The following is a 19,382-nucleotide window of genomic DNA, read 5'->3' as shown; positions in this document are numbered from 1 at the left end:
GCTCGACGGGGTGACGGCGGCCGTCAGGCGCTTGTCAGAGGCTGATGTGGTACGCCTTGCGGAGGGTCTCGTGGACGGTCCACGTCGTACGGTCGCCCTCGCGCAGCACGGCCGCCGTGCCCGGTCTGACCTCCAGGGTGTCGCCGCCCTCCACCTCGACGGTGGCCCGGCCGCTGATCACGACGAACAGTTCGTTCGCCTCGGTGTCCGTCACCACGCCCGGGGTGATCTGCCAGATGCCGCGCAGCTGCTTGCCGTCGGCCGACTCCCAGAGCACCTTGCCGGTCACCACGGGGTCGCCTGAGACGATCTGGGCCGGGTCCAGGGGCTCGGCCTCCAGCTCGACGTCGGGGACGGAAACGGCGAAGGAGGCGGGGGCGAGGTCATGGTCACGGGTGCTCATGGCCCGCCACACTAGCCGCCGGGCGACGCGTCGTGGCTGGTCAGACCGTCCAGAATCGGCCCCTTCCACGCGTCAGAGTGCCGGGCGCGTTTGACGGCGTGGATCTCGTGCCATGGATGGGGACATGCCACAGCAGCCAGCGGTCCCGGTCCTGTCGGAGGAAGTGCGCGAGGCGGTGGAGCGCGGCGCTCCCGTCGTCGCCCTGGAGTCCACGATCATCGCGCACGGGCTGCCACGCCCGCGCAACCTGGCGGTGGGCGAGGAACTGGAGGCGCTGGTGCGCGCGGAGGGCGCGGTGCCGGCGACCATCGCGCTGCTCGACGGCGTCCCGTACGCGGGCCTGGACAAGGCCGGTCTCGAACGGATCGCGGGGGACGCCTCGGTGCGCAAGCTCGGGCACCGCGATCTGGCGCCCGCCATGGCGGCCGGGGTGTCGGGGGCGACGACGGTGTCCGCCACGGCCTTCCTGGCCGCGCGGGCCGGCCTGCGGGTGTTCGCGACGGGCGGGCTGGGCGGCGTGCACCGGGAGTGGGCGGCGACCCAGGACGAGTCCGCCGACCTGGCACTGCTCGCCCGGACGCGGATCACGGTGGTGTGCGCGGGGGTGAAGTCGATCCTGGACGTGCCGGCCACGCTCCAGCGGCTGGAGACCCTGGGCGTGGGCGTCCTCGGCTACCAGACGGAACGTTTCCCCGGCTTCTACCTGAGCAGTTCGGGCCTGCCGGTCGACTGGACGGTGCGTACGCCGGAGGAGGTCGCCCGGGTCATGGCGGCGCAGGACGCCCTCGGGGGGCCCGGGGCGGCGCTGCTGGTCGCCAATCCGGTGCCGGAGGCGGAACAGTTGGATCCCGCGCTGCACGACCGGGTGCTGGCGGAGGCCCTGGAGCGCTGCCGGGCGGAGGGGATCACGGGCCAGGCGGTGACGCCGTTCCTGCTGGACCGGCTGGTCCGGGCGACGGGCGGGGCGTCGCTGGAGGCCAACCTGGCGGCGGTGCGCGGGAACGTACGGCTGGCGGCACGGGTGGCGGGGGCCTGGGCGGACCGGCCCGGTGCGGGGGCGGGGCCGGCCGGCCTGCCGGGTGCCCGGCCGGGTGCGGGCGGCGGGCCGGGGGCGGCCGGGGCCGGGGCGGGTCCCGCGCGGTGAGCGGGGGGCTGCTGGTCGTCGGGGACGTGGTGACCGACGTGGTGGCCGTCCATCCGGAGCCGCTGGCCCCGGCCACCGACACGCCGGCCCGCATCCGGACGCTGCCGGGCGGTGCGGGGGCCAACGCGGCGTGCTGGGCGGCGCACGAGGGGCTGGCCGAGGTCGGCCTGCTGGCCCGGGTGGGCGCCGAGTCCGCGGCCTGGCACGAGCGCGCGCTGGCCGAGGCGGGGGTGCGGGCCCGGCTGGTCGTGGACCCCGCGGAGCCGACGGCCACGGTGGTCTCCCTGGTGGACGGCGCCGCGGAGCGGACCTTCCTGACGGACAGCGGCGCCGCCCTCTGCCTCTCCCCCGCCGACTGGGCGCCCGAGCTGCTGGACGGAGTGGCCCACCTGCACCTGTCGGGCTACCTGTTCTTCGGCGACACGAGCCGGGCCGCGGCGGTGGCGGCGCTCGGTTCGGCGCGGGCGCGGGGCGTGCCCGTGAGCGTGGACCCCGCGTCCGCTGGCTTCCTCTCCGGGCTCGGGGCGGAACGTTTCCTCGATGCGGTGGGGGACGCCGGCGTGCTGCTGCCGAACGCGGACGAGGCCCGGCTGCTGGCCGGTCTGGCGCCGGACGCCGACGCGGGGCTGGCGGCGGCGGAGCTGAGCCGGCGGGTGCCGCTGGTGGTGGTGACGCTGGGGGCGGCGGGAGCGCTCGTGGCCGAGGCGGGCGAGGTGACCGCCCGGGTGCCGGGGCGCCCGGCGCGGGCCCTGGACACGACGGGTGCGGGGGACGCGTTCACGGGCGGGTTCCTGGCGGCCCGGCTGGGCGGAGCCGGGGTGGCCGACGCGGCCCGGGCCGGGTGCCGGGCGGGCGCGGCGGCGGTGGGCCGGCTGGGCGGCCGGCCGGGGTGAGGGGCGGGGCGGGGTCAGGGGCGGGGCGGGCCCTGGACACGACGGGTGCGGGGGACGCGTTCACGGGCGGGTTCCTGGCGGCCCGGCTGGGCGGAGCCGGGGTGGCCGACGCGGCCCGGCGGTCAGGTGCGGATGCCCGTCCAGGCCGGGTGCCGCGGGTCGTCGGCGCGTACCAGCGCGTCCGCCGCCTCCCCCGGGGCGGTCTCGGCCTCGTACCGCTCGAAGGCCGGCAGCGTCCAGCGGTCCGCTTCGGGCGTGCGGCGGGCCAGCGCGCCGGATGACAGGCTCACGTGCACGCTGAGGTCGAAGGGGAACCACCGGCCGAGCAGCAGCGGCCCGTGGACGATCAGCACGGCACCCGGCGGGAGTGAGACGTACGGGCTGCGGGTGGCCCGGTCGGTGACCGGGTCCCACAGGTCGGGCAGGACCCGTCCGCTGCCGCCCGGTTCCAGTGGGCCGAAGACCTCCCGCCAGAGCGCGTTCGTGTCGTACCAGCCGCCGAGGTAGGACTCCACGTCGCGGCGGCCGAACTCGTAGCGCAGGGAGGCCGGGCGGAGGAAACCGTCCGCGGGGACCACGAGGACGGAACGGCCGCGCAGCCGCAGCTCGTCGGCGGTACGGGCGGCCAGGTCCCCGGTGCCGGCGGCGGGTGCCCCGTCCACGGCCAGCCGCTGCCAGGGGCCCCCGTCGCGGGTGTCCGGGTGTGCGCCGAGGTGCTCCGCGAGGGCCTCGGCCAGCCGTTCCCAGGTGATCGCTTCCATCCGCACGGTCCCATTGTCCCGGTCGTCCGCCGGGCGTTGTCAGTGGTGGGCCCTAGCGTCTTTCCCAGTGATCTCCGGCGGCGGAAAAGCCGCCGGTTCCGGCCTGGGGAGGGGTCTGTCATGTCTGCGGAGTCGCTGGTCGAGGACGTCACGTACCTGGAGCTGTCGCAGGACGGCGGCGGTGCGCACAAGTTCTACGAGGTGACGGTCGCGGGCACCGCCGTCACGGTGCGGTACGGCCGGATCGGGGCCGACGGCCAGGTGCAGCGCTCGTCCTTCCCGACGGTGGAGAAGGCACGCGCGGCCGCGGCGAAGAAGATCGGCGAGAAGGTGCGCAAGGGGTACGCCCCCGCGGTGCGCGGGCAGCGGGCCGCCCGGGCGGTGACCCGGCGTCAGGTTACGTCGTCGAGGTCGACGGCACGGTCGGTGGCGCCGGTGCTGTGGCGCTTCCGCACGGGGGCGGCGGCCTTCGGCATCCACATCGACGCGGACCGCTGCTGGGTGGGGAACCAGGCGGGCGACGTGTACACCCTCAGCCACGGCGGCGAGGTGCTGGCCCGGTACTCGTTGCCGGACGGGGTGAAGTGCCTGGTCGCGGACGAGTTCTGGATCTACGCGGGCTGCGACGACGGCACGGTGTACGACCTGTCGTCGAAGGTGCCGTTCGGCGCGTACTCGATCGCCGACGACGTGGACATCTTCTGGCTGGACATCCACGAGGGCGTGCTCAACGTGGCCGACGCGAACGGCGGCCTGACGGTGATCGACCACGAGGACGAGTTCCAGTGGTCGCGCCGGTCCTCGGGGCGGCACGCCTGGATGGTGCGGGCGGACGCCGGCGCCGTCTACCACGGGCACGACAAGGGCGTGACGGCGTACGCGCCGGACGGCGGCGGGGAGCTGTGGCACACGCCGACGAACGGCTCGGTGCTGTTCGGCTGGCAGGAGGACCACGCGGTGTACGCCGGCACGGGGCGGAGCGTGGTGCAGCGGCTGTCGAAGGCGACGGGCGCGGTGGAGGCGACGTACCACTGCGACACGACCGTGTACTCGTGTGCCACCTCCGAGGACGGCCGGCACGTGTTCGCCGGCGACTCCTCCTCGTCGGTGTACTGCTTCGACGCGGACGGGCGGCGGCTGTGGAAGCTGGGCACCGGGGGCGGTTCCGCGCTGTCGATGCAGTACCTGGACGAGAAGCTGTACCTGGTGACCACGGACGGCTCGCTGGTCTGCGTGGACGCGAGCGAGGCGGCCATCACGGCGGCGCAGTCGGGTTCGGTGCCGGCCGCGGTGGACGTGAAGCAGGCGGCCGCGCTGCCCACGTACACCCCGCCCGCGTCGGTGGCCCAGGTGGCGACGGTGACGGTGGCCCCGGCGGGCGGGATCGTGGTCGAGTGCGTGCAGCAGGGCGGACGGCTGCGGGTCCACGTGGTGTCGGACGGCTACGAGCCGTCGTGGAACGTGCAGTTCCCGCGCGGGATCCGGGAGCCGGGCGCGCGGTACGTGGTCGAGGGGCTGCACGCGGCGTCGTCCGGGTTCTACCGCGTGCGCGGTGAGATACGGCGCCTGGTCTGAGGCAGCGGCGGCGGATCGCCCGGGACAGGTGAGAGCGGAGACCGGGAGCGGTATCAACTCACCGTGAACCTCGTGGTCTTCGAACCCCTCAAGACGGTGCACTGCGCGGAGTGCCGGGCCGGACCGCTGCGCCGGCACGTCCGGGAGAACCGCGTACCCCGCTGCCTGGACTGTGCCGACCTCGGGCACCTGGTCTACCTGCCGCGCGGCGACACCGCGCTCACCCGCCGGGCGCGAGAAGGCAGTTCGCTGTACGCCGTGGTCGTGCGGTTCAACAAGCGGCGCCGCAGGCACGAGCGGCAGGGGCTGCTCGTGGAGGAGACCGCGCTGGTCCGGGCCGAGGCCCGGTGCCGGGCGGACGCCGGCGCGCGGGCCCGGCGCCGTGCCCGCGACCAGGTGCGCCGCGCGGCCGAGGACAGCCGGTTCACCGCGGCGTTCGCGGCGGAGATACGCCGGCTGTTCCCCGGCATCCCGCCCGAGCGGGCCCTGTCGGTCGCCGCACACGCCTCGGTGCGGGGCAGCGGGCGGGTGGGGCGCAGTGCGGCCGGCCGCGCCCTGCACGAGGACGCGGTCGCGGTCGCGGTGCGCGCCTCCGTGCGGCACATGGACACGGAGTACGACGCGCTGCTGATGGCGGGGGTGCCCCGCTTCGAGGCCCGGGCCCGGCTGGCGGCCCGGATCGAGGCGGTGATGGCCTCCTGGCGGGCCCCGGCCTGACCCGCCGCCAGGACACCCCCACCGGTCCTAGGGGGCGGTGCGGAACCGGCGGTAGAGCAGGGCGCCGCCCAGCAGCAGGCCGGCACCCGCGGGGGCGAGGTAGCCGAGGGCCTCGGTCCCGGTGTGGGCGAGCCCCGGGCCGCCGGGCCGCGGCGGCTGCGCCACGGGCCGGGGGGTGGGCGCGACCGGACGCGTCACGGGCGGCTGCGGGGGCTTGGGTCCGCTGCGCACCGGTCCGGGGCCGTTGACGGAGGTGTTGCCGGTGGAGGCGTTGCCGATGCCGACGACGTTGACCGAATTGCCGCTGACGTTCACCGGCACCTTGACGGGCAGCTGGACGGAGTTGCCGGAGAGGATCCCAGGTGAATCCTTTCCGCTGCCGCGCACCAGCACGTCCTCGCCCTCTCCCCCGCCGTCGTGTCCCCCGCCGGGTTTACCCGGACGGGCCCGGCCGTCCTCGTTGGTACAGGTGTTGCCCGCGGCCGGGTTGAGCAGCCCGGCCACGCTCACGGTGTTGCCGCAGACGTTCACCGGCACGTGGACCGGGAGCTGTACGAGGTTCCCGGAGACCAGTCCGGGCGATCCGGCCGCCGCGCCGTCGGCTGCGCTGTCGGCCCAGGCGCCCCCGGCGAGGCCCGCGAGGGAGAGCGCTCCGCCCGCAACGACCGTCGTGATCAAGCCATTTCGAGGAAGCTGCCGCATCTGTGTCCCACCTTCCGGAGAAGTGTCCGCGGGTGACGCACCCGCACCGGAATCAACGCGATGAAGCCATTCGGGTTATGGCCGGTACGCATTTCACTCCATCGTGTCCTGGGTACTCCGTACTTCATGACCGATCGTCCGCTGCTCCTCCTCGACGTCGACGGACCCCTCAACCCGTTCCGCTCCCGCCTCTCCGGCCTGCGCGGATACACCAGTCACCGGATGTGGCCCGAGGCCTGGCTCGCCCGCCAGCGGCCCGGTTCGCGGCGCGCGCGGCGCGGCGTCCGGGTGCGGCTGCACCCGGAGCACGGAGCGCGGCTGACCGCACTCCCGTACGAACTCGCCTGGGCGACCACCTGGATGCACCAGGCGAACGAGATGATCTCCCCGCACGTGGGGCTGCCCGGCGACCTGCCGGTCATCGAGTGGCCGGAACTGTTCGCCCGCGATCCCGACGGTCTCTTCTGGAAGACCCGTCCGCTGCTGGAGTGGGCGGCGGGACGGCCGTTCGCCTGGGTCGACGACATGTTCACCCACCGGGACCGCGTCTACGCCACGGCCCGCCACGACGCACCCTGCCTGCTGCTGCACGTCGACCCGCGCCGGGGGCTGCGCCCGGCGGACTTCACCGCGCTCACGGAGTGGGCGGACCGCCTGTGATGCCGGCCAGCGCCGCCACCGGGTCGGCGGCCGGGCGGCCCGCGGGCCACCAGACGGGCGGGGTGGCCGGCGAGGACTCGTAGGGGTACCACAGGCCGTCCCGGCCCAGCCTGAGCTGGCGGCTGCCCGAGGTCAGGTGGTTGCGGTGCGGCCGGAACGCCCCCTCACCCGCCGCCAGCAGCGCGGGACGGGCCCGGTCGAAGGGTCCCGCGGGCGGGTCCCAGCCCTCCTCCAGCACGCTCAGCGCCACGAGCCCGCCCTGCCGCCAGGCCGCGCCGGCCCGGGCCAGCTCGGTGGTGCTCCGGCCGGTGGCCCCGGCCAGCGCACGGTACAGGCCGCGGGCCGTGCCGGTCAGCCCCGAGGTGGGATGCGCGGAGGCCAGCCGGGCCGCGTCCTGCCAGGGCGTGAGGCCGGCGACCGGGTCCGCGCCGGTGGTGAGCAGCGCGTACGCCCGCACCGCCGCGTCCGTCGCCAACTGGTCCAGCGCCAGCGGATCCGGGGCGGCCGGATCGTCGGGACAGGCCGCCGGGTGCCCGGGGGCCGACGGCGGCGGCAACGGCACGGGGAGCGGCGGCAGTTCCCGCGGCGCGAGGGCCGTACGGGCCGGGACCCCCGGGAGCTCCGGATCCGCGGCGGGCCGCTCGCGGGCGGCGTGCAGGGCGTTCCGCCGCGAGAGGTCCTCCATGACCTCCCGCTCGCCGCGCCCGCGCAGCAGCAGGAGCACGAACGGGTCCTCGTCCAGCAGCCGGGCCAGGCGGTAGCAGAGCGCCGCCGCGTGCTTGCACGGCGGCCGGGTGAGGTCCGGGCAGGAGCAGCTGGGGATCAGGTCTCCCCGCCCCGGCAGCAGCGCACCGGACAGGGCCCGCGGCACCTCCCGGTCCAGCAGCGCGGCGAGCTGCCCGGGGTCGGCCGCCACCTCCTCCAGCAGCGCCTCCCACTCCTCGGCGGCGAACGTGGTCAGCGCGAGCGAGGTGCGGTACGGGCGCGGCCTACTGCCCCGCACGTAGGCCACCACCCGGCCGGGCGTGACGGTCACCGCGTCCACGTGCCCTTCGAGGGCGTACGTACGGCCCCGGGCCAGCCGCGCCGAGTCGCGCGCCCGCTCCTCCAGGGCGGCCACCCAGGCCCGGCCCCACCAGCTCTCGGGCGCCAGGCCGGCCGGCAGGGCGTCGAAGGTGCGGCGGCGGTCCTCCCGCGCGGTGATCACGAGGGCCTCCGCAGGGAGACGAGGTCCGCCAGCTCGGCATCGGTCAGCTCGGTCAGCGCCGCCTCGCCGTGGCCGAGCACGGCGTCGGCCAGCGCCCGCTTGGCCTCCAGGAGCTCCGCGATCCGGTCCTCGACGGTGCCCTCGGCGACCAGCCGGTGCACCTGCACCGGCTGGGTCTGCCCGATGCGGTACGCGCGGTCGGTGGCCTGCTCCTCGACGGCCGGGTTCCACCACCGGTCGTAGTGGACGACGTGCCCGGCCCGGGTCAGGTTCAGGCCCGTCCCCGCCGCCTTGAGGGAGAGCAGGAACACCGGCACCTCACCGGACTGGAAGCGGTCGACCAGCTCCTCGCGGCGCGCCACCGGCGTGCCGCCGTGCAACAGCTGGGCGCTCACCCCCCGGGCCTCCAGGTGGGCGGCGAGGATCCGGGCCATCGTGACGTACTGCGTGAAGACCAGCACCGAACCGCCCTCGGCCAGGATCGTGTCGAGGAGTTCGTCGAGCAGCGCCAGCTTCCCCGACCGGTGCGCGATGCGCGGCCGCTCCTCCTTCAGGAACTGCGCCGGGTGGTTGCAGATCTGCTTGAGCGAGCCCAGCAGCTTCATGACCAGGCCGCGCCGGGCGATGCCCTCGCTCGCCTCGATGAGCGCCATCGTCTCCTGCACCGTCGCCTGGTAGAGCGAGGCCTGCTCGCGGGTGAGCGGCACCGGGTGGTCGGTCTCCGTCTTCGGCGGCAGCTCGGGGGCGATGCCCGGGTCCGACTTCCTGCGGCGCAACAGGAAGGGCCGCACCAGGCGGGCCAGCCGGGCCACCGCGTCCGCGTGCCCCGGGTTCTCGTCCTGCTCGGCGGCACGCGCGTGCCGGGCCCGGAACGTGGTGAGCGGGCCCAGCAGGCCGGGCGTCGTCCAGTCGAGCAGCGCCCACAGCTCCGAGAGGTTGTTCTCCACCGGGGTGCCGGTCAGCGCCACCCGGGCCGGGGCGGGGATCGTACGGAGCGCCCTGGCCGTGGCCGCGTGCGGGTTCTTCACGTGCTGCGCCTCGTCGGCCACCACCAGGCCCCAGCGCACCGCGGCCAGCCGCTCCGCGCTCGCCCGCATGGTGCCGTACGTGGTGAGGACGAAGCCCCCGTCCAGCCCCTCCAGGCTGCGCCCGGCCCCGTGGTACCGGCGAACCGGCACGCCGGGGGCGAACCGCTCGATCTCCCGCTGCCAGTTGCCGAGCAGCGAGGCGGGGCAGACCACGAGGGTGGGCTCCGGGCGGGCCCGGTGCAGGTGGAGGGCGATCAGGGTGACCGTCTTGCCCAGGCCCATGTCGTCGGCGAGGCAGCCGCCCAGGCCGAGGGAGGTCATCAGGTCGAGCCAGGCCAGTCCGCGGCCCTGGTACTCGCGCAGCGTGGCCTTGAGCCCGGACGGCTCGGGCAGCGGGGCGAGGTCGGCCGTCAGCCGGGTGCGCAGGGCGGCGAGCGCTCCGACGGGCACGGCGGGCACCGGGCCGCCCTCGGTCTCCACGGTGCCGGACAGGGCCGCCGCAAGCGCGTCCACCGGGTCGAGGAGACCCAACTGCCGCTTGCGGGCCTTGCGTACGAGCTCGGGGTCCACCCGCACCCACTGGTCGCGCAGCCGCACGACCGGGCGGTGCGCCTGGGCCAGCGCGTCCATCTCGCCGGGGGTGAGGCGGTCGCCGCCGAGCGCGATCTCCCACTCGAAGGAGAACAGCTCCTGCGCGTCGAAGAACGAGGTGCCGTCCGCGGCCGAACCGGGCGCGGTCCGGCCCCGCAGGACAGCCGTCGCGCTCAGGGTGCGGGCCAGCTCGCGGGGCCAGTGCACGAGCACCCCGGCCGCCGCGAGCCGGGTCGCCGCCACGCCGAGCAGCTCCTCAAGTTCGGGGTCCGACAGCGCCAGGACGTCCGGCGCGGGCTGGTCGAGCAGCCGCAGCAGCGGCGGCCAGACCCGGCCGGCCCGGCGCAGCGCCAGCACGGCGTCGATCCGGGCCCGGGGCCCGAACGCGTCGGCGGCGCGGCCGGCCCACAGCCGGCCCGCGTCCGTGACGAGCGTCGGGTCGGCCAGGCTGTGCACCTGGACGACGGCCGCCCCGGCGCGCCTGAGGTGCCGGCGCGCGGCGTCCGCACGGTCGAGCCCGGGGCCTGCGCCGGGGCCGTCCCCGGGCGTGCCGTCCCGCCCCGGACCGCCCGCGGAAGCGCCGTCGGCCGTCTCGTCCGCCGGCCCCTCCGCCGGGTCGAAGAGGCCGTACGCGGACAGGTCGAGCCGCAGCGAGATGCCGACCCCGGCGTCGGCGCCCGCCGCCACCCGGGCCGCCCACTCGCATATCCCCGGCACGTGCTGGGGCTCCCTGGCAGCGAACGGGGCGCCGAATGCGTGGGCCGCGGCAGGGGTGCGCGGAAGGGCGTCGGCGACGGCGTCCAGGAACGCCCGCACCAGCGCCTCCGGCTCGGGCAGCCGGAGCGGACGGCGGCCCGGGAGGGGGGCGGCGTGGGCCTCGTACGGCATGGCGGCGGCGACCGCCCGCAGATGCGCCACGTCGTCCGCGTCCAGCGGGCCGGCCCGCCAGGCGTCCTGGTCCTCGGCGGTCAGCCCCGGCAGCAGGCGGCCGGACGCGGTCAGCCGCAGGGCGTGCAGGGCGGCCGCGCCCCAGCAGCGGGCCGCGGGGTGTGCGGCCGGGTCGTGCCGGGCCCGGGTCAGCAGCGGGAGCGCCTCGTCGACCGGCAGCAGGACGGCGGGCACGGAACGGCTCCGGGCACCCGAGCCGTGCGGTACGACGACGGTCAGGGCACCGGACGCCTCCGGCGGCGGCTCCCCGGCCGGGGACCAGAAGGCGACCCGCCCCTCGCGGGGCACGGCCGCGGGCAGGAAGGTCGCCGCCGCGAACCGCAGTGCGTCTGCCACGGGGCCTCCCTCCCGGTCTGCTCGGGCCGGCCGCCGGGCCCCTACCCGACAGTCACAACCCTTGTCAGCCGAGTCTAGGCCGGACCACCGACAGCCGGGCTGACCTGCGAATACGGAAGATCACCGACCGTCGGCCAGGAGTCGGTCCGAGTGGGCCGGGCCGGGCCGAGCCGGGCCAGGCCAGGCCGAGCGGGGCGGGCCGGGCCGAGCGGGGCGGGCCGGGCCGGGCCGAGCGGGCCGAGCAGGCGGGCCCGGACGCGGGGGCCGGGCGATCAGCCCCGCGACCAGCGGCCGAGTTCGCTCGCGAAGCCGTAGGTGGGGCGGGAGTTGGCCGCACTGGTCCGGAAGGGGCCCCCGTCGGCGCCCACCCTGGAGGTGCCGGAACGGCCGCCGGCACTCCAGCGCAGCTCCAGGTACCAGTCGCAGTCGCAGCCGCTGGTCGCGGCCTCCACCCGCAGCACGGCCGGGTCGTCACCGGAGATCCGCAGCGGCAGCGCCGGCGCGGGGATCTCGTGCTCGCCGTCGTGCCCCGAGACCGGGCGGGCCAGCGGGCGCGGGGCGTCGAGGTTCACGGCGAAGTGCGCGGGCGTGAGCGCTCCCCCGCACCCCTGGGACATCGTGTACACGTTCCAGGGCAGCGGCGCCCGCCGCTGCGCCACCCGCACGTGCACCGCCTGGAGCACCACCGGCTCCGCGCCCTTGCCGGCCAGCGTCACTTCCACGATCTGGTCCTTGGCGTGTACGGCCCGCTGCGCGGCGGCCCACCCCGCGGCGTCCTGCTCCACCGGCGGCGGAGCCATCTCCGCGGGCCCCCGGGCGCTGAGGTAGGCGTGGTCACAGCCGTTGGCCCAGACGTGCGAGCGGACCGAGACGGCCAGCGGATCGGCCGCCGGCGCCCCGGTGGTCGAGGTCTTCGGCGCGGGGGAAGAGGGGGCGGCCGCGGACGAGGCACTCGCACCGGGGGTGCCGGTGGCGGTGGGCGCGCGGGTCGAGGCCGCCGGGCTCGGCGACGGGGACGCCGCCGTGCTCGTGCCCGTACCGGCCCCGCCGCGCGCCACGGCGCCGTACGTGCTCCCGGCCGGCCGCCCGCTCGCACCGCCGGAGCCGTCCGGCAGGGTGGTCGCCAGCGCCACCACCGCGGCGATCCCGGCCGCGGCGCCGGCCGCCACCGCCCCGACGGCCCGCCGCCTGCGGTACCAAGGGGCCGGCACCGCGGGACCGCTGGTGCCGCCCTCCGGGGCACCGGCCTCCCCGTCCCGCCCGTCGGCGGCCCCGGGCCTGATGCCGAAAGTCCCGGGCAGCTCCGCACCGCCCCGGGCCGCGGAGGCCACGGCCCCCTCGCCGCCTCCGACCCCGCCCGGCTCCCCGGCCACCCCCGCCTGCACGGCGCCCGCGCCCGGGGCGGTGCCGCTGGGTCCGGCGGAGCCGCCGAACGCGTCGGGACCTGCGGCTGCACCCGGAGAGTCTGACCCGGCGGACGCGGCGGAGCCTGCGGAACCGGCCGAAGAGGCGGACGCGACCGAGCCAGCGGACGCGGCGGGGCCTGCGGACGCGGCGGGGCCTGCGGACGCGGCCGACGTGGCCGAGCCGGCGGACCCGGCGAGGTCGGCGGACGCGGCGGAGCTTGTCGGCCCGGGGGACGCGGCGGAGTGGGCGGAGGTGCCCGGTGCCGCCGGTGGTTCGTCCGAGGCGCCAGGGGCGGGAGGGTCGCACGGGCCTGTGGGCGCTCCGGCCGGGACCGCCGCTCCGTCCCGCCCGGCCGTCCGGGGCGCGGCGGAGCCGCCGGTGCCCACCGAGCCGCCCGGGGCCCCCGCACCCGCCTGCCCCGACGCCGATTCGGCGCGCTGCGCCGCCCGGCGGCGGGCGTCGGCCAGCAGCCACGCGCGGTGCAGGTCCAGCGCCTCGCCCTGCCGCGCCCCGCACGCCCGCGCGAAGCGGTCCACAGCCGCGAACTCCGCCGGCACCGCCTCGCCGTTGCAGTAGCGGTGCAACGTGGACGTACTCGTGTGCAGCTTCCGGGCGAGCGCCCCGTAGCTCAGCCCCGAACGCTCCTTCAGCTCCCGCATCAGGCGCGCGAATTCCTCCGTCTCGCCCGCCCGTTCCATCCCGCCCACAGCTCCCCCGTCCCGCAAAACCGTTCCATGCCAGGGGCGTTCCCCCAGCTGAAAGCACGTACAGCCGTTCCAGTGTCCCGGATCGCCGACGTTCCGTCGTCAGACACCCCGAGCCCGGGGCACTCTGTCTCCGCAGCACGAACACAGACCGAAAACGGGGAGAACCACCATGCTCAAGCGCTCCGTCGCCATCGCCTCGGCGACCGTCGCCATCGCCACCGCCGCCGGGCTCGCCGGACCCGCCGCCCTCGCCGACACCTCCGGCGCACCCGCAGCGGCCCCCGCGGTCACCGCGGCCGCCGCACCCGGCTTCCTCACCGGCCGGGACCTCCCGAAGCACCCCACCTCCCCCTGGTACACCGGCAAGGTGACCAAGGGCCTCCCGGAGTTCCTGCCGTTCTGCCTGGACCGGACGCTGCCGTCCACCGGCGCCTGGCACCGGGTGTTCGGCACGGAGTACGACACCGGCGCCGAGCAGATCTCGGTCCGCGCCGCCTCCTCCACCGCGGCCGCCAAGCTGGCGTCCGCCCTGGAGAAGAGGGTCGCGGCCTGCGCCGCCGACTGGCTGCGCAAGACGCCCGGCGGCACCGCGAGCTGGAACGACTACGGCAAGGTCCGGGTCGAGGAGGGCGCGCACGTCTACGGCGTCCACACCGCGGTCCCGGAGTCCGAGCACGGCGTCCACCTGTTCGGCATCGGGCGGGACGGCGCCACCGTCACGGTCGTCAGCTGGCACCAGATGGGCGACCTCAGCACGGCACCCGTGTCCGCCTTCAAGAAGACGACGGTGACCGCGGTCAACAAGCTCAATCCCTGACCGGCAGACACCGGGACCACCGGCAGCACCGGGAGCACCGCGAGCTCCCCGAGCACCGGAAACGCCCTTCCCGCCCGGCCCGGTCCATCTTGACCTGCGCCCCACCGGGTAGGAGCGTCGGAGGTGAAGGGCGATGCGAGGCGAGGCGACCGCCATGCGGAGCGGAAACGAGCCGGTCAACGCCCGCAGCCCGCTGCGGCTGCGGTTCTGGCTGAGCGTGTGGGGCCTGCTCTGGGCCGGGCTGGGCACGGTGGCCTTCGCCCTCGCCGGCCGGCCCGGCTGGGCCGCCGCCTGCGGGGTGCTGCTGCTCCTGGTGGCCGTGGACCTGACGATGATCGTCCGGCACATCCGTCAGGGCCCGCACTACCAGCCGGGTCCTGACGTCCCGCCCTACGAGCCCGACCACGGCAACCGCTGACCCCACGGACACACCGGCCGGCCAGCAGAGGCCTCCACCCGGCGCGCGAGCCACACCAGGGCCTCCCGGAGCGGGGCGGCCTCACTCGTCGAAGCGCGCCGCCGCCAGGTACTCGGGCTGCGGGTCCAGCGCGGCGGCGAGCCGGAAGTGCCGACGGGCCCGCTCGTGCTTGCCGGCCCGCTCGCAGGTGCGGGCCAGCGCGAAGTGCGCGAAGGCGTTGTCCGGCTCCCGCTCCAGCACGAGTTCGAACTCCAGCTCCGCCGGCCGCAGTTGCGCCGCGGCGAAGAAGGCGCGGGCGCGCAGGAGGCGGGCCGCCGTGTTCTCGGGGTGGGCGGCTATGACCGAGTCGAGGAGTCTCACGGCGCCGCGCGGGTCACGCGCCGCCAGCAGCTGCTCGGCCGCGCGGTAGTCGATCACGTGGGTTGCCGGACTGCTGTGCAGGCCCTCGGACACGGTCACTTCCTTCCCTCGGCGGAGGCGTACGACGCCCCCGCACCCCGCGTATTTCCGCTCAGCAGCCGAACGGAACCCGGAACGGCCCCCGACCGCACCCGGATCTAACCCTTTTCCGCCGCCCGGGCCGTCAGCTCCTCCCACACCTTGCGGACCTGCGGCTCCAGGGCCTCCAGCGGCCCGTCGTTGTCGACCACCAGCGAAGCCACGGCCAGCCGCTGCTCCCGGTCGGCCTGCGCGGCCATCCGGGCCCGCGCCTCCTCCTCGGCCATCCCCCGCAGCGCGGTCAGCCGCGCCAGCTGGGTCTCGGGGGACGCGTCCACCACGACCACCAGGTCGTACAGCGGCGCGAGCCCGTTCTCCGTCAGCAGCGGTACGTCGTGCACGACGATGGCATCGGGCCCCGCGGCGGCCTCCAGCTCCGCGGAACGGGCCCCGACCAGCGGGTGGACGATGCCGTTGAGCGTGCGGAGCCTGTCCTGGTCGGCGAAGACCACGGAACCGAGCTTCGGCCGGTCCAGGCTGCCGTCCGGGGCCAGCACCGACTCCCCGAAGGCCTCGACGATCGCCGCCAGACCGGGCGTACCGGGCTCCACGACCTCCCGCGCGATCCGGTCCGCGTCGACGACCACCGCCCCGTACCCCGCCAGCAGCCGCGAAACCTCGCTCTTGCCGGCACCGATTCCGCCCGTCAGGCCCACTTTCAGCATGGGCGGCAGCTTAGACCGACGGCCTGGGACACCCCAGAGGCGGTCACCGGAAACCCCGCCCGCCCCCGGAGAAACCCCCGGGTTCCACCCGGACGGCACCCCGGCGACACCCCGGATCCACCCCGTCGCCCTCCGCTAGCCGTCGCCCTCCCGCTCCGCGAGGAAGCGCTCGAACTCCCGGCCGATCTCGTCCGCCGACGGGATCTCGGCGGGCTCGGCGATCATGTTGCCCCGGGTCTCGGCGCCCGCCGCCGCGTCGTACTGGTGCTCCAGGCCCTGCACCAGCGCGACCAGCTCGTCGTCGCCCTCCCGGATCTGCCGGTCGATCTCCGTCTGCGTCCGGTGCGCCTCGGTGCGCAGCGCGTGCGCGACGCCCGGCAGCACCAGACCGGTCGCCGCCGTGATCGCCTCCAGGGCGGTCAGTGCGGCGTCCGGGTACGGGGAACGGGCGATGTAATGCGGTACGTGCGCGGCGACGCCCAGGACGTCGTGGCCGGCCTGCGAGAGCCGGTACTCCAGCAGGGACTCCGCGCTGCCGGGCACCTGGGCCTCGTCGAACGGGCTGGTGTGGCCCGGCATCAGGTCGGTGCGGTTGCCGTGCGGCGTGAGGCCGACCGGGCGGGTGTGCGGCACGCCCATGGGGATGCCGTGGAAGTTCACGGAGAGCCGTACGCCGAGCCGCTCGACGACCTGCTGCACGGCCTTGGCGAAGCGCTCCCACTCCACGTCCGGCTCGGGGCCGGAGAGCAGCAGGAACGGCGCCCCGGTGGCGTCCTGGACCAGCCGGACGTCCAGCGCGGGGGCGTCGAAGGCGGTCCAGCGGTCGCGCTGGAAGGTGAGCAGCGGGCGGCGGGCGCGGTAGTCGACCAGGCGGTCGGCGTCGAAGCGGGCGACGACCTGGTGCGGCAGGGTGTCGAGCAGCCGCTCGACGATCTGCTCGCCGGTCTCACCGGCGTCGATGTACCCGTCGAAGTGGTAGAGCATGACCAGTCCGGCGGAGTCCTGCGTGAGTGCCAGGTCGACCACCGCCAGGCCCTTGGCGTCCCACTCGTACAAATCCTGCGGATCAAGCACGGTTACCACTCCTCCTCGCGTTCACAGCGAAGAACGTCCGTGCGGCCGTGACCATTCCCCGCCCCGGAAAGGCGGTAAGGCCCGCCCCCCGAAGGGGACGGGCCTTACCGTTTCAGCTTCCGGTCAGCGACCGTGCGGCTGCGCTGCGATCAGCTCTGGCCGCCGGCCAGCTTCTCGCGGAGCGCGGCCAGGGCCTCGTCGGAGGCCAGGGCGCCCGCGGTGTCGTCCGACTCCGAGGAGTACGAACCACCGGAGACGGCACCGGCACCGGCGCCGGCCGGGGCCTCGCCACCCTCGGCGGCGGCAGCGGCGTCGGCCTCGCGGCTCTTGATGACCTGCGCCTGGTGCTGCTCGAAGCGGACCTGCGCCTCGGCGTACTGGCGCTCCCACTCCTCGCGCTGCTTCTCGAAGCCCTCGAGCCAGTCGTTGGTCTCGGGGTCGAAGCCCTCGGGGTAGATGTAGTTGCCCTGGTCGTCGTAGGACGCGGCCATGCCGTACAGGGTCGGGTCGAACTCGACCGAGGCCGGGTCGGCACCGAAGGACTCGTTGGCCTGCTTCAGCGAGAGGCTGATGCGGCGGCGCTCGAGGTCGATGTCGATGACCTTGACGAAGATCTCGTCGTTGACCTGGACGACCTGCTCCGGGATCTCCACGTGGCGCTCGGCCAGCTCGGAGATGTGGACCAGACCCTCGATGCCCTCGTCCACGCGGACGAACGCACCGAACGGAACCAGCTTCGTGACCTTACCCGGGACGACCTGGCCGATCTGGTGGGTACGGGCGAACTGCTGCCACGGGTCCTCCTGGGTCGCCTTCAGCGACAGGGAGACACGCTCGCGGTCCATGTCCACGTCGAGAACCTCGACGGTGACCTCCTGGCCGACCTCGACGACCTCGGACGGGTGGTCGATGTGCTTCCAGGACAGCTCGGAAACGTGGACCAGGCCGTCGACGCCACCCAGGTCCACGAAGGCACCGAAGTTGACGATCGAGGAGACGACGCCGGAGCGGACCTGACCCTTCTGCAGGGTGGTGAGGAACGTCTGGCGGACCTCGGACTGGGTCTGCTCGAGCCAGGCGCGGCGGGACAGGACCACGTTGTTGCGGTTCTTGTCCAGCTCGATGATCTTGGCCTCGAGCTCCTTGCCCACGTAGGGCTGGAGGTCGCGGACACGGCGCATCTCGACCAGGGAGGCCGGGAGGAAGCCGCGGAGGCCGATGTCGAGGATGAGACCACCCTTGACGACCTCGATGACGGTACCGGTGACGATGCCGTCCTCTTCCTTGATCTTCTCGATGGTGCCCCAGGCGCGCTCGTACTGGGCACGCTTCTTCGAGAGGATCAGGCGGCCTTCCTTGTCCTCCTTCTGGAGAACCAGGGCCTCGATCTCGTCGCCGACCTTGACGACCTCGTTCGGGTCGACGTCGTGCTTGATCGAGAGCTCGCGGCTCGGGATGACGCCTTCGGTCTTGTAGCCGATGTCGAGCAGGACCTCGTCCCGGTCGACCTTCACGATGACGCCGTCGACGATGTCGCCGTCGTTGAAGTACTTGATCGTCTCGTCGATCGCGGCGAGGAAGGCTTCCTCGTTACCGATGTCGTTGACCGCAACCTGCGGAGTGGTGGCGGTGGTCTCGGTGCTGCTCGTCATGTGGGAAAGGGCTCCGGTACGGACATGAAGTCGTAGGTACTGCTACGCCGGGAGCCGTTGTCGCGTCTGCGTAAGCCGGACAGCCAAGGAGGCCCTGAATCCACGCGGACGTGGAGGGTCTCGAAAACCGAGGGGTTGCAACAGATGCGAGCGCAGCCTGCTAGGTCTGAGGAGCGCAGGCTCGCAGCGCAACTTGTAGCATACGGGGGCAGCCGGGCACGGTCAATGCGCGAAGGCGGACACCCGGGGCGCAACACCGCACTCCCGGCACAACTTCTGTGCAGACAAGCCGTCCAGCTGTTTGCGAAGACTACGACGACGGGCCCGATGAACCAAGAGGACGACATCGCCGAAGGCGTGTACGACGCCGAAGGTGACGCATACGACGACGCCGCCGCCACGCGACGTGACGCGGACGACGCGGAGAGCAGCAGCGCCAGCCGCGGCTGGTGGGACCGGAACGCGGACGAGTACCAGAGCGAGCACGGCGGCTTCCTGGGCGACGACCGCTTCGTGTGGGGTCCGGAGGGCCTGGACGAGGCGGACGCCGCCCTGCTGGGCCCCGCCTCCTCCCTCAAGGGCCTCGCCGTCCTGGAGATCGGCGCCGGCGCGGCCCAGTGCTCCCGCTGGCTGGCCGCCCAGGGCGCCCGCCCGGTGGCCCTGGACCTTTCGCACCGGCAGCTCCAGCACTCGCTGCGGATCGACGGCGGCGCGGTGCCGCTGGTCGAGGCGGACGCCGGCGCGCTGCCCTTCCGCGACGGCTCCTTCGACCTCGCGTGCTCCGCGTACGGCGCCGTCCCCTTCGTGGCGGACCCGGTGAGGGTCTTCCGCGAGGTACACCGGGTGCTGCGCCCGGGCGGCCGCTGGGTCTTCTCCGTCACCCACCCGATCCGCTGGGCGTTCCCCGACGAGCCGGGCCCCGAGGGCCTGTCCGTCTCCGCCTCGTACTTCGACCGCACCCCGTACGTCGAGCAGGACGAGCAGGGCCGCGCCGTGTACGTCGAGCACCACCGCACCCTGGGCGACCGGGTCCGGGAGGTCACGGCGGGCGGGTTCCGCCTGGTCGACCTGGTGGAGCCCGAGTGGCCGGCCTGGAACACGCAGGAGTGGGGCGGCTGGTCCCCGCTGCGCGGCAACCTGATCCCGGGCACCGCGGTCTTCGTCTGCGAGAAGGCCTGA

Annotated in this window: 18 protein-coding genes; 8 read left to right on the top strand and 10 right to left on the bottom strand. The window is 75.0% G+C overall.

Translation table 11 applies throughout. The features are described 5' to 3' along the window. Positions 1-34: 34 nt before the first annotated feature. Positions 35-403: a cupin domain-containing protein gene (locus ACIF6F_RS02620; protein ID WP_399940121.1), complete on the bottom strand. Its 369-nt coding sequence runs from the start codon at positions 401-403 to the stop codon at positions 35-37. 124 nt (positions 404-527) lie between these two features. Between ACIF6F_RS02620 and ACIF6F_RS02615 the strand changes: the two genes are divergently transcribed. After that, entirely contained in the window at positions 528-1,547 is a 1,020-nt protein-coding gene (locus tag ACIF6F_RS02615; RefSeq protein ID WP_399940120.1) for a pseudouridine-5'-phosphate glycosidase, read from the top strand. Next, on the top strand, positions 1,544-2,440 hold the full coding sequence (locus ACIF6F_RS02610) for a carbohydrate kinase family protein (protein ID WP_399940117.1): 897 nt from the start codon (positions 1,544-1,546) through the stop codon (positions 2,438-2,440). The genes ACIF6F_RS02615 and ACIF6F_RS02610 overlap by 4 nt, the downstream gene beginning before the upstream one ends. 122 nt (positions 2,441-2,562) lie before the next feature. Here the strand turns inward: ACIF6F_RS02610 and ACIF6F_RS02605 are convergent, their stop codons facing one another. Next, positions 2,563-3,207: a uridine kinase gene (locus ACIF6F_RS02605; RefSeq protein ID WP_399940114.1), complete on the bottom strand. Its 645-nt coding sequence runs from the start codon at positions 3,205-3,207 to the stop codon at positions 2,563-2,565. 114 nt (positions 3,208-3,321) lie between these two features. Here ACIF6F_RS02605 and ACIF6F_RS02600 point away from each other — a divergent pair, with 114 nt between their 5' ends. Both ACIF6F_RS02600 and ACIF6F_RS02595 read left to right on the top strand, forming a co-directional pair. After that, positions 3,322-4,776 (top strand): WGR domain-containing protein, encoded by a 1,455-nt coding sequence (locus tag ACIF6F_RS02600; RefSeq protein WP_399940111.1) that lies wholly within the window; start codon positions 3,322-3,324, stop codon positions 4,774-4,776. A 63-nt stretch (positions 4,777-4,839) separates the two neighbouring features. Then, positions 4,840-5,493, top strand: a complete 654-nt coding sequence (locus ACIF6F_RS02595) for a DUF2293 domain-containing protein (RefSeq protein WP_399940109.1) — start codon at positions 4,840-4,842, stop codon at positions 5,491-5,493. Between the two features lie 27 nt (positions 5,494-5,520). Here the strand turns inward: ACIF6F_RS02595 and ACIF6F_RS02590 are convergent, their stop codons facing one another. Continuing rightward, positions 5,521-6,171 (bottom strand): chaplin, encoded by a 651-nt coding sequence (locus ACIF6F_RS02590; protein WP_399940106.1) that lies wholly within the window; start codon positions 6,169-6,171, stop codon positions 5,521-5,523. A 150-nt stretch (positions 6,172-6,321) separates the two neighbouring features. On the opposite strand from ACIF6F_RS02590, the gene ACIF6F_RS02585 reads away from it, so the two are divergent. Continuing rightward, positions 6,322-6,855 carry a hypothetical protein gene (locus tag ACIF6F_RS02585; protein WP_399940103.1) on the top strand — a complete coding sequence of 178 codons (534 nt, stop codon included), beginning with the start codon at positions 6,322-6,324 and terminating at the stop codon, positions 6,853-6,855. On the opposite strand, the gene ACIF6F_RS02580 is transcribed toward ACIF6F_RS02585, so the two are convergent. The 3 genes from ACIF6F_RS02580 to ACIF6F_RS02570 form a co-directional block, all read right to left on the bottom strand. Next, entirely contained in the window at positions 6,830-8,062 is a 1,233-nt protein-coding gene (locus ACIF6F_RS02580; RefSeq protein WP_399940101.1) for an SWIM zinc finger family protein, read from the bottom strand. The two genes, ACIF6F_RS02585 and ACIF6F_RS02580, sit on opposite strands and share 26 nt — an antisense overlap. Then, complete coding sequence (locus ACIF6F_RS02575) at positions 8,059-10,965, bottom strand: SNF2-related protein (RefSeq protein ID WP_399940098.1); 2,907 nt, start codon at positions 10,963-10,965, stop codon at positions 8,059-8,061. Before ACIF6F_RS02575 ends, ACIF6F_RS02580 begins: the two co-directional genes overlap by 4 nt. A gap of 272 nt (positions 10,966-11,237) precedes the next feature. Next, a complete protein-coding gene (locus tag ACIF6F_RS02570) occupies positions 11,238-13,070 on the bottom strand; it encodes a helix-turn-helix domain-containing protein (protein WP_399940095.1) in 1,833 nt (610 codons plus the stop codon). 178 nt (positions 13,071-13,248) lie between these two features. Here ACIF6F_RS02570 and ACIF6F_RS02565 point away from each other — a divergent pair, with 178 nt between their 5' ends. After that, positions 13,249-13,896: a hypothetical protein gene (locus tag ACIF6F_RS02565; protein WP_399940092.1), complete on the top strand. Its 648-nt coding sequence runs from the start codon at positions 13,249-13,251 to the stop codon at positions 13,894-13,896. Positions 13,897-14,029: 133 nt separating this feature from the next. Next, the gene (locus tag ACIF6F_RS02560; RefSeq protein WP_399940089.1) at positions 14,030-14,314 is read left to right on the top strand and encodes a DUF6343 family protein; all 285 of its coding nucleotides are present in this window, start codon (positions 14,030-14,032) and stop codon (positions 14,312-14,314) included. Positions 14,315-14,395: 81 nt separating this feature from the next. Here the strand turns inward: ACIF6F_RS02560 and ACIF6F_RS02555 are convergent, their stop codons facing one another. From ACIF6F_RS02555 to rpsA, 4 genes are all read right to left on the bottom strand, one after another. Then, complete coding sequence (locus tag ACIF6F_RS02555; protein ID WP_399940086.1) at positions 14,396-14,767, bottom strand: tetratricopeptide repeat protein; 372 nt, start codon at positions 14,765-14,767, stop codon at positions 14,396-14,398. 104 nt (positions 14,768-14,871) lie between these two features. After that, entirely contained in the window at positions 14,872-15,477 is a 606-nt protein-coding gene (coaE, locus tag ACIF6F_RS02550; RefSeq protein ID WP_399940083.1) for a dephospho-CoA kinase, read from the bottom strand. A 135-nt stretch (positions 15,478-15,612) separates the two neighbouring features. Further along, positions 15,613-16,551: a PAC2 family protein gene (locus ACIF6F_RS02545; protein ID WP_399940080.1), complete on the bottom strand. Its 939-nt coding sequence runs from the start codon at positions 16,549-16,551 to the stop codon at positions 15,613-15,615. Positions 16,552-16,700: 149 nt separating this feature from the next. Continuing rightward, positions 16,701-18,203, bottom strand: a complete 1,503-nt coding sequence (gene rpsA, locus ACIF6F_RS02540) for a 30S ribosomal protein S1 (RefSeq protein ID WP_399940078.1) — start codon at positions 18,201-18,203, stop codon at positions 16,701-16,703. A 327-nt stretch (positions 18,204-18,530) separates the two neighbouring features. Here rpsA and ACIF6F_RS02535 point away from each other — a divergent pair, with 327 nt between their 5' ends. After that, on the top strand, positions 18,531-19,382 hold the full coding sequence (locus ACIF6F_RS02535) for a class I SAM-dependent methyltransferase (protein WP_399940076.1): 852 nt from the start codon (positions 18,531-18,533) through the stop codon (positions 19,380-19,382).

Source organism: Streptomyces sp. NPDC086023, assembly GCF_044540325.1.
In the GTDB taxonomy this organism is placed as follows: domain Bacteria; phylum Actinomycetota; class Actinomycetes; order Streptomycetales; family Streptomycetaceae; genus Streptomyces.
Note: the sequence above shows the minus strand (reverse complement) of the source record. Positions and strands in the feature narration are given on the sequence as shown.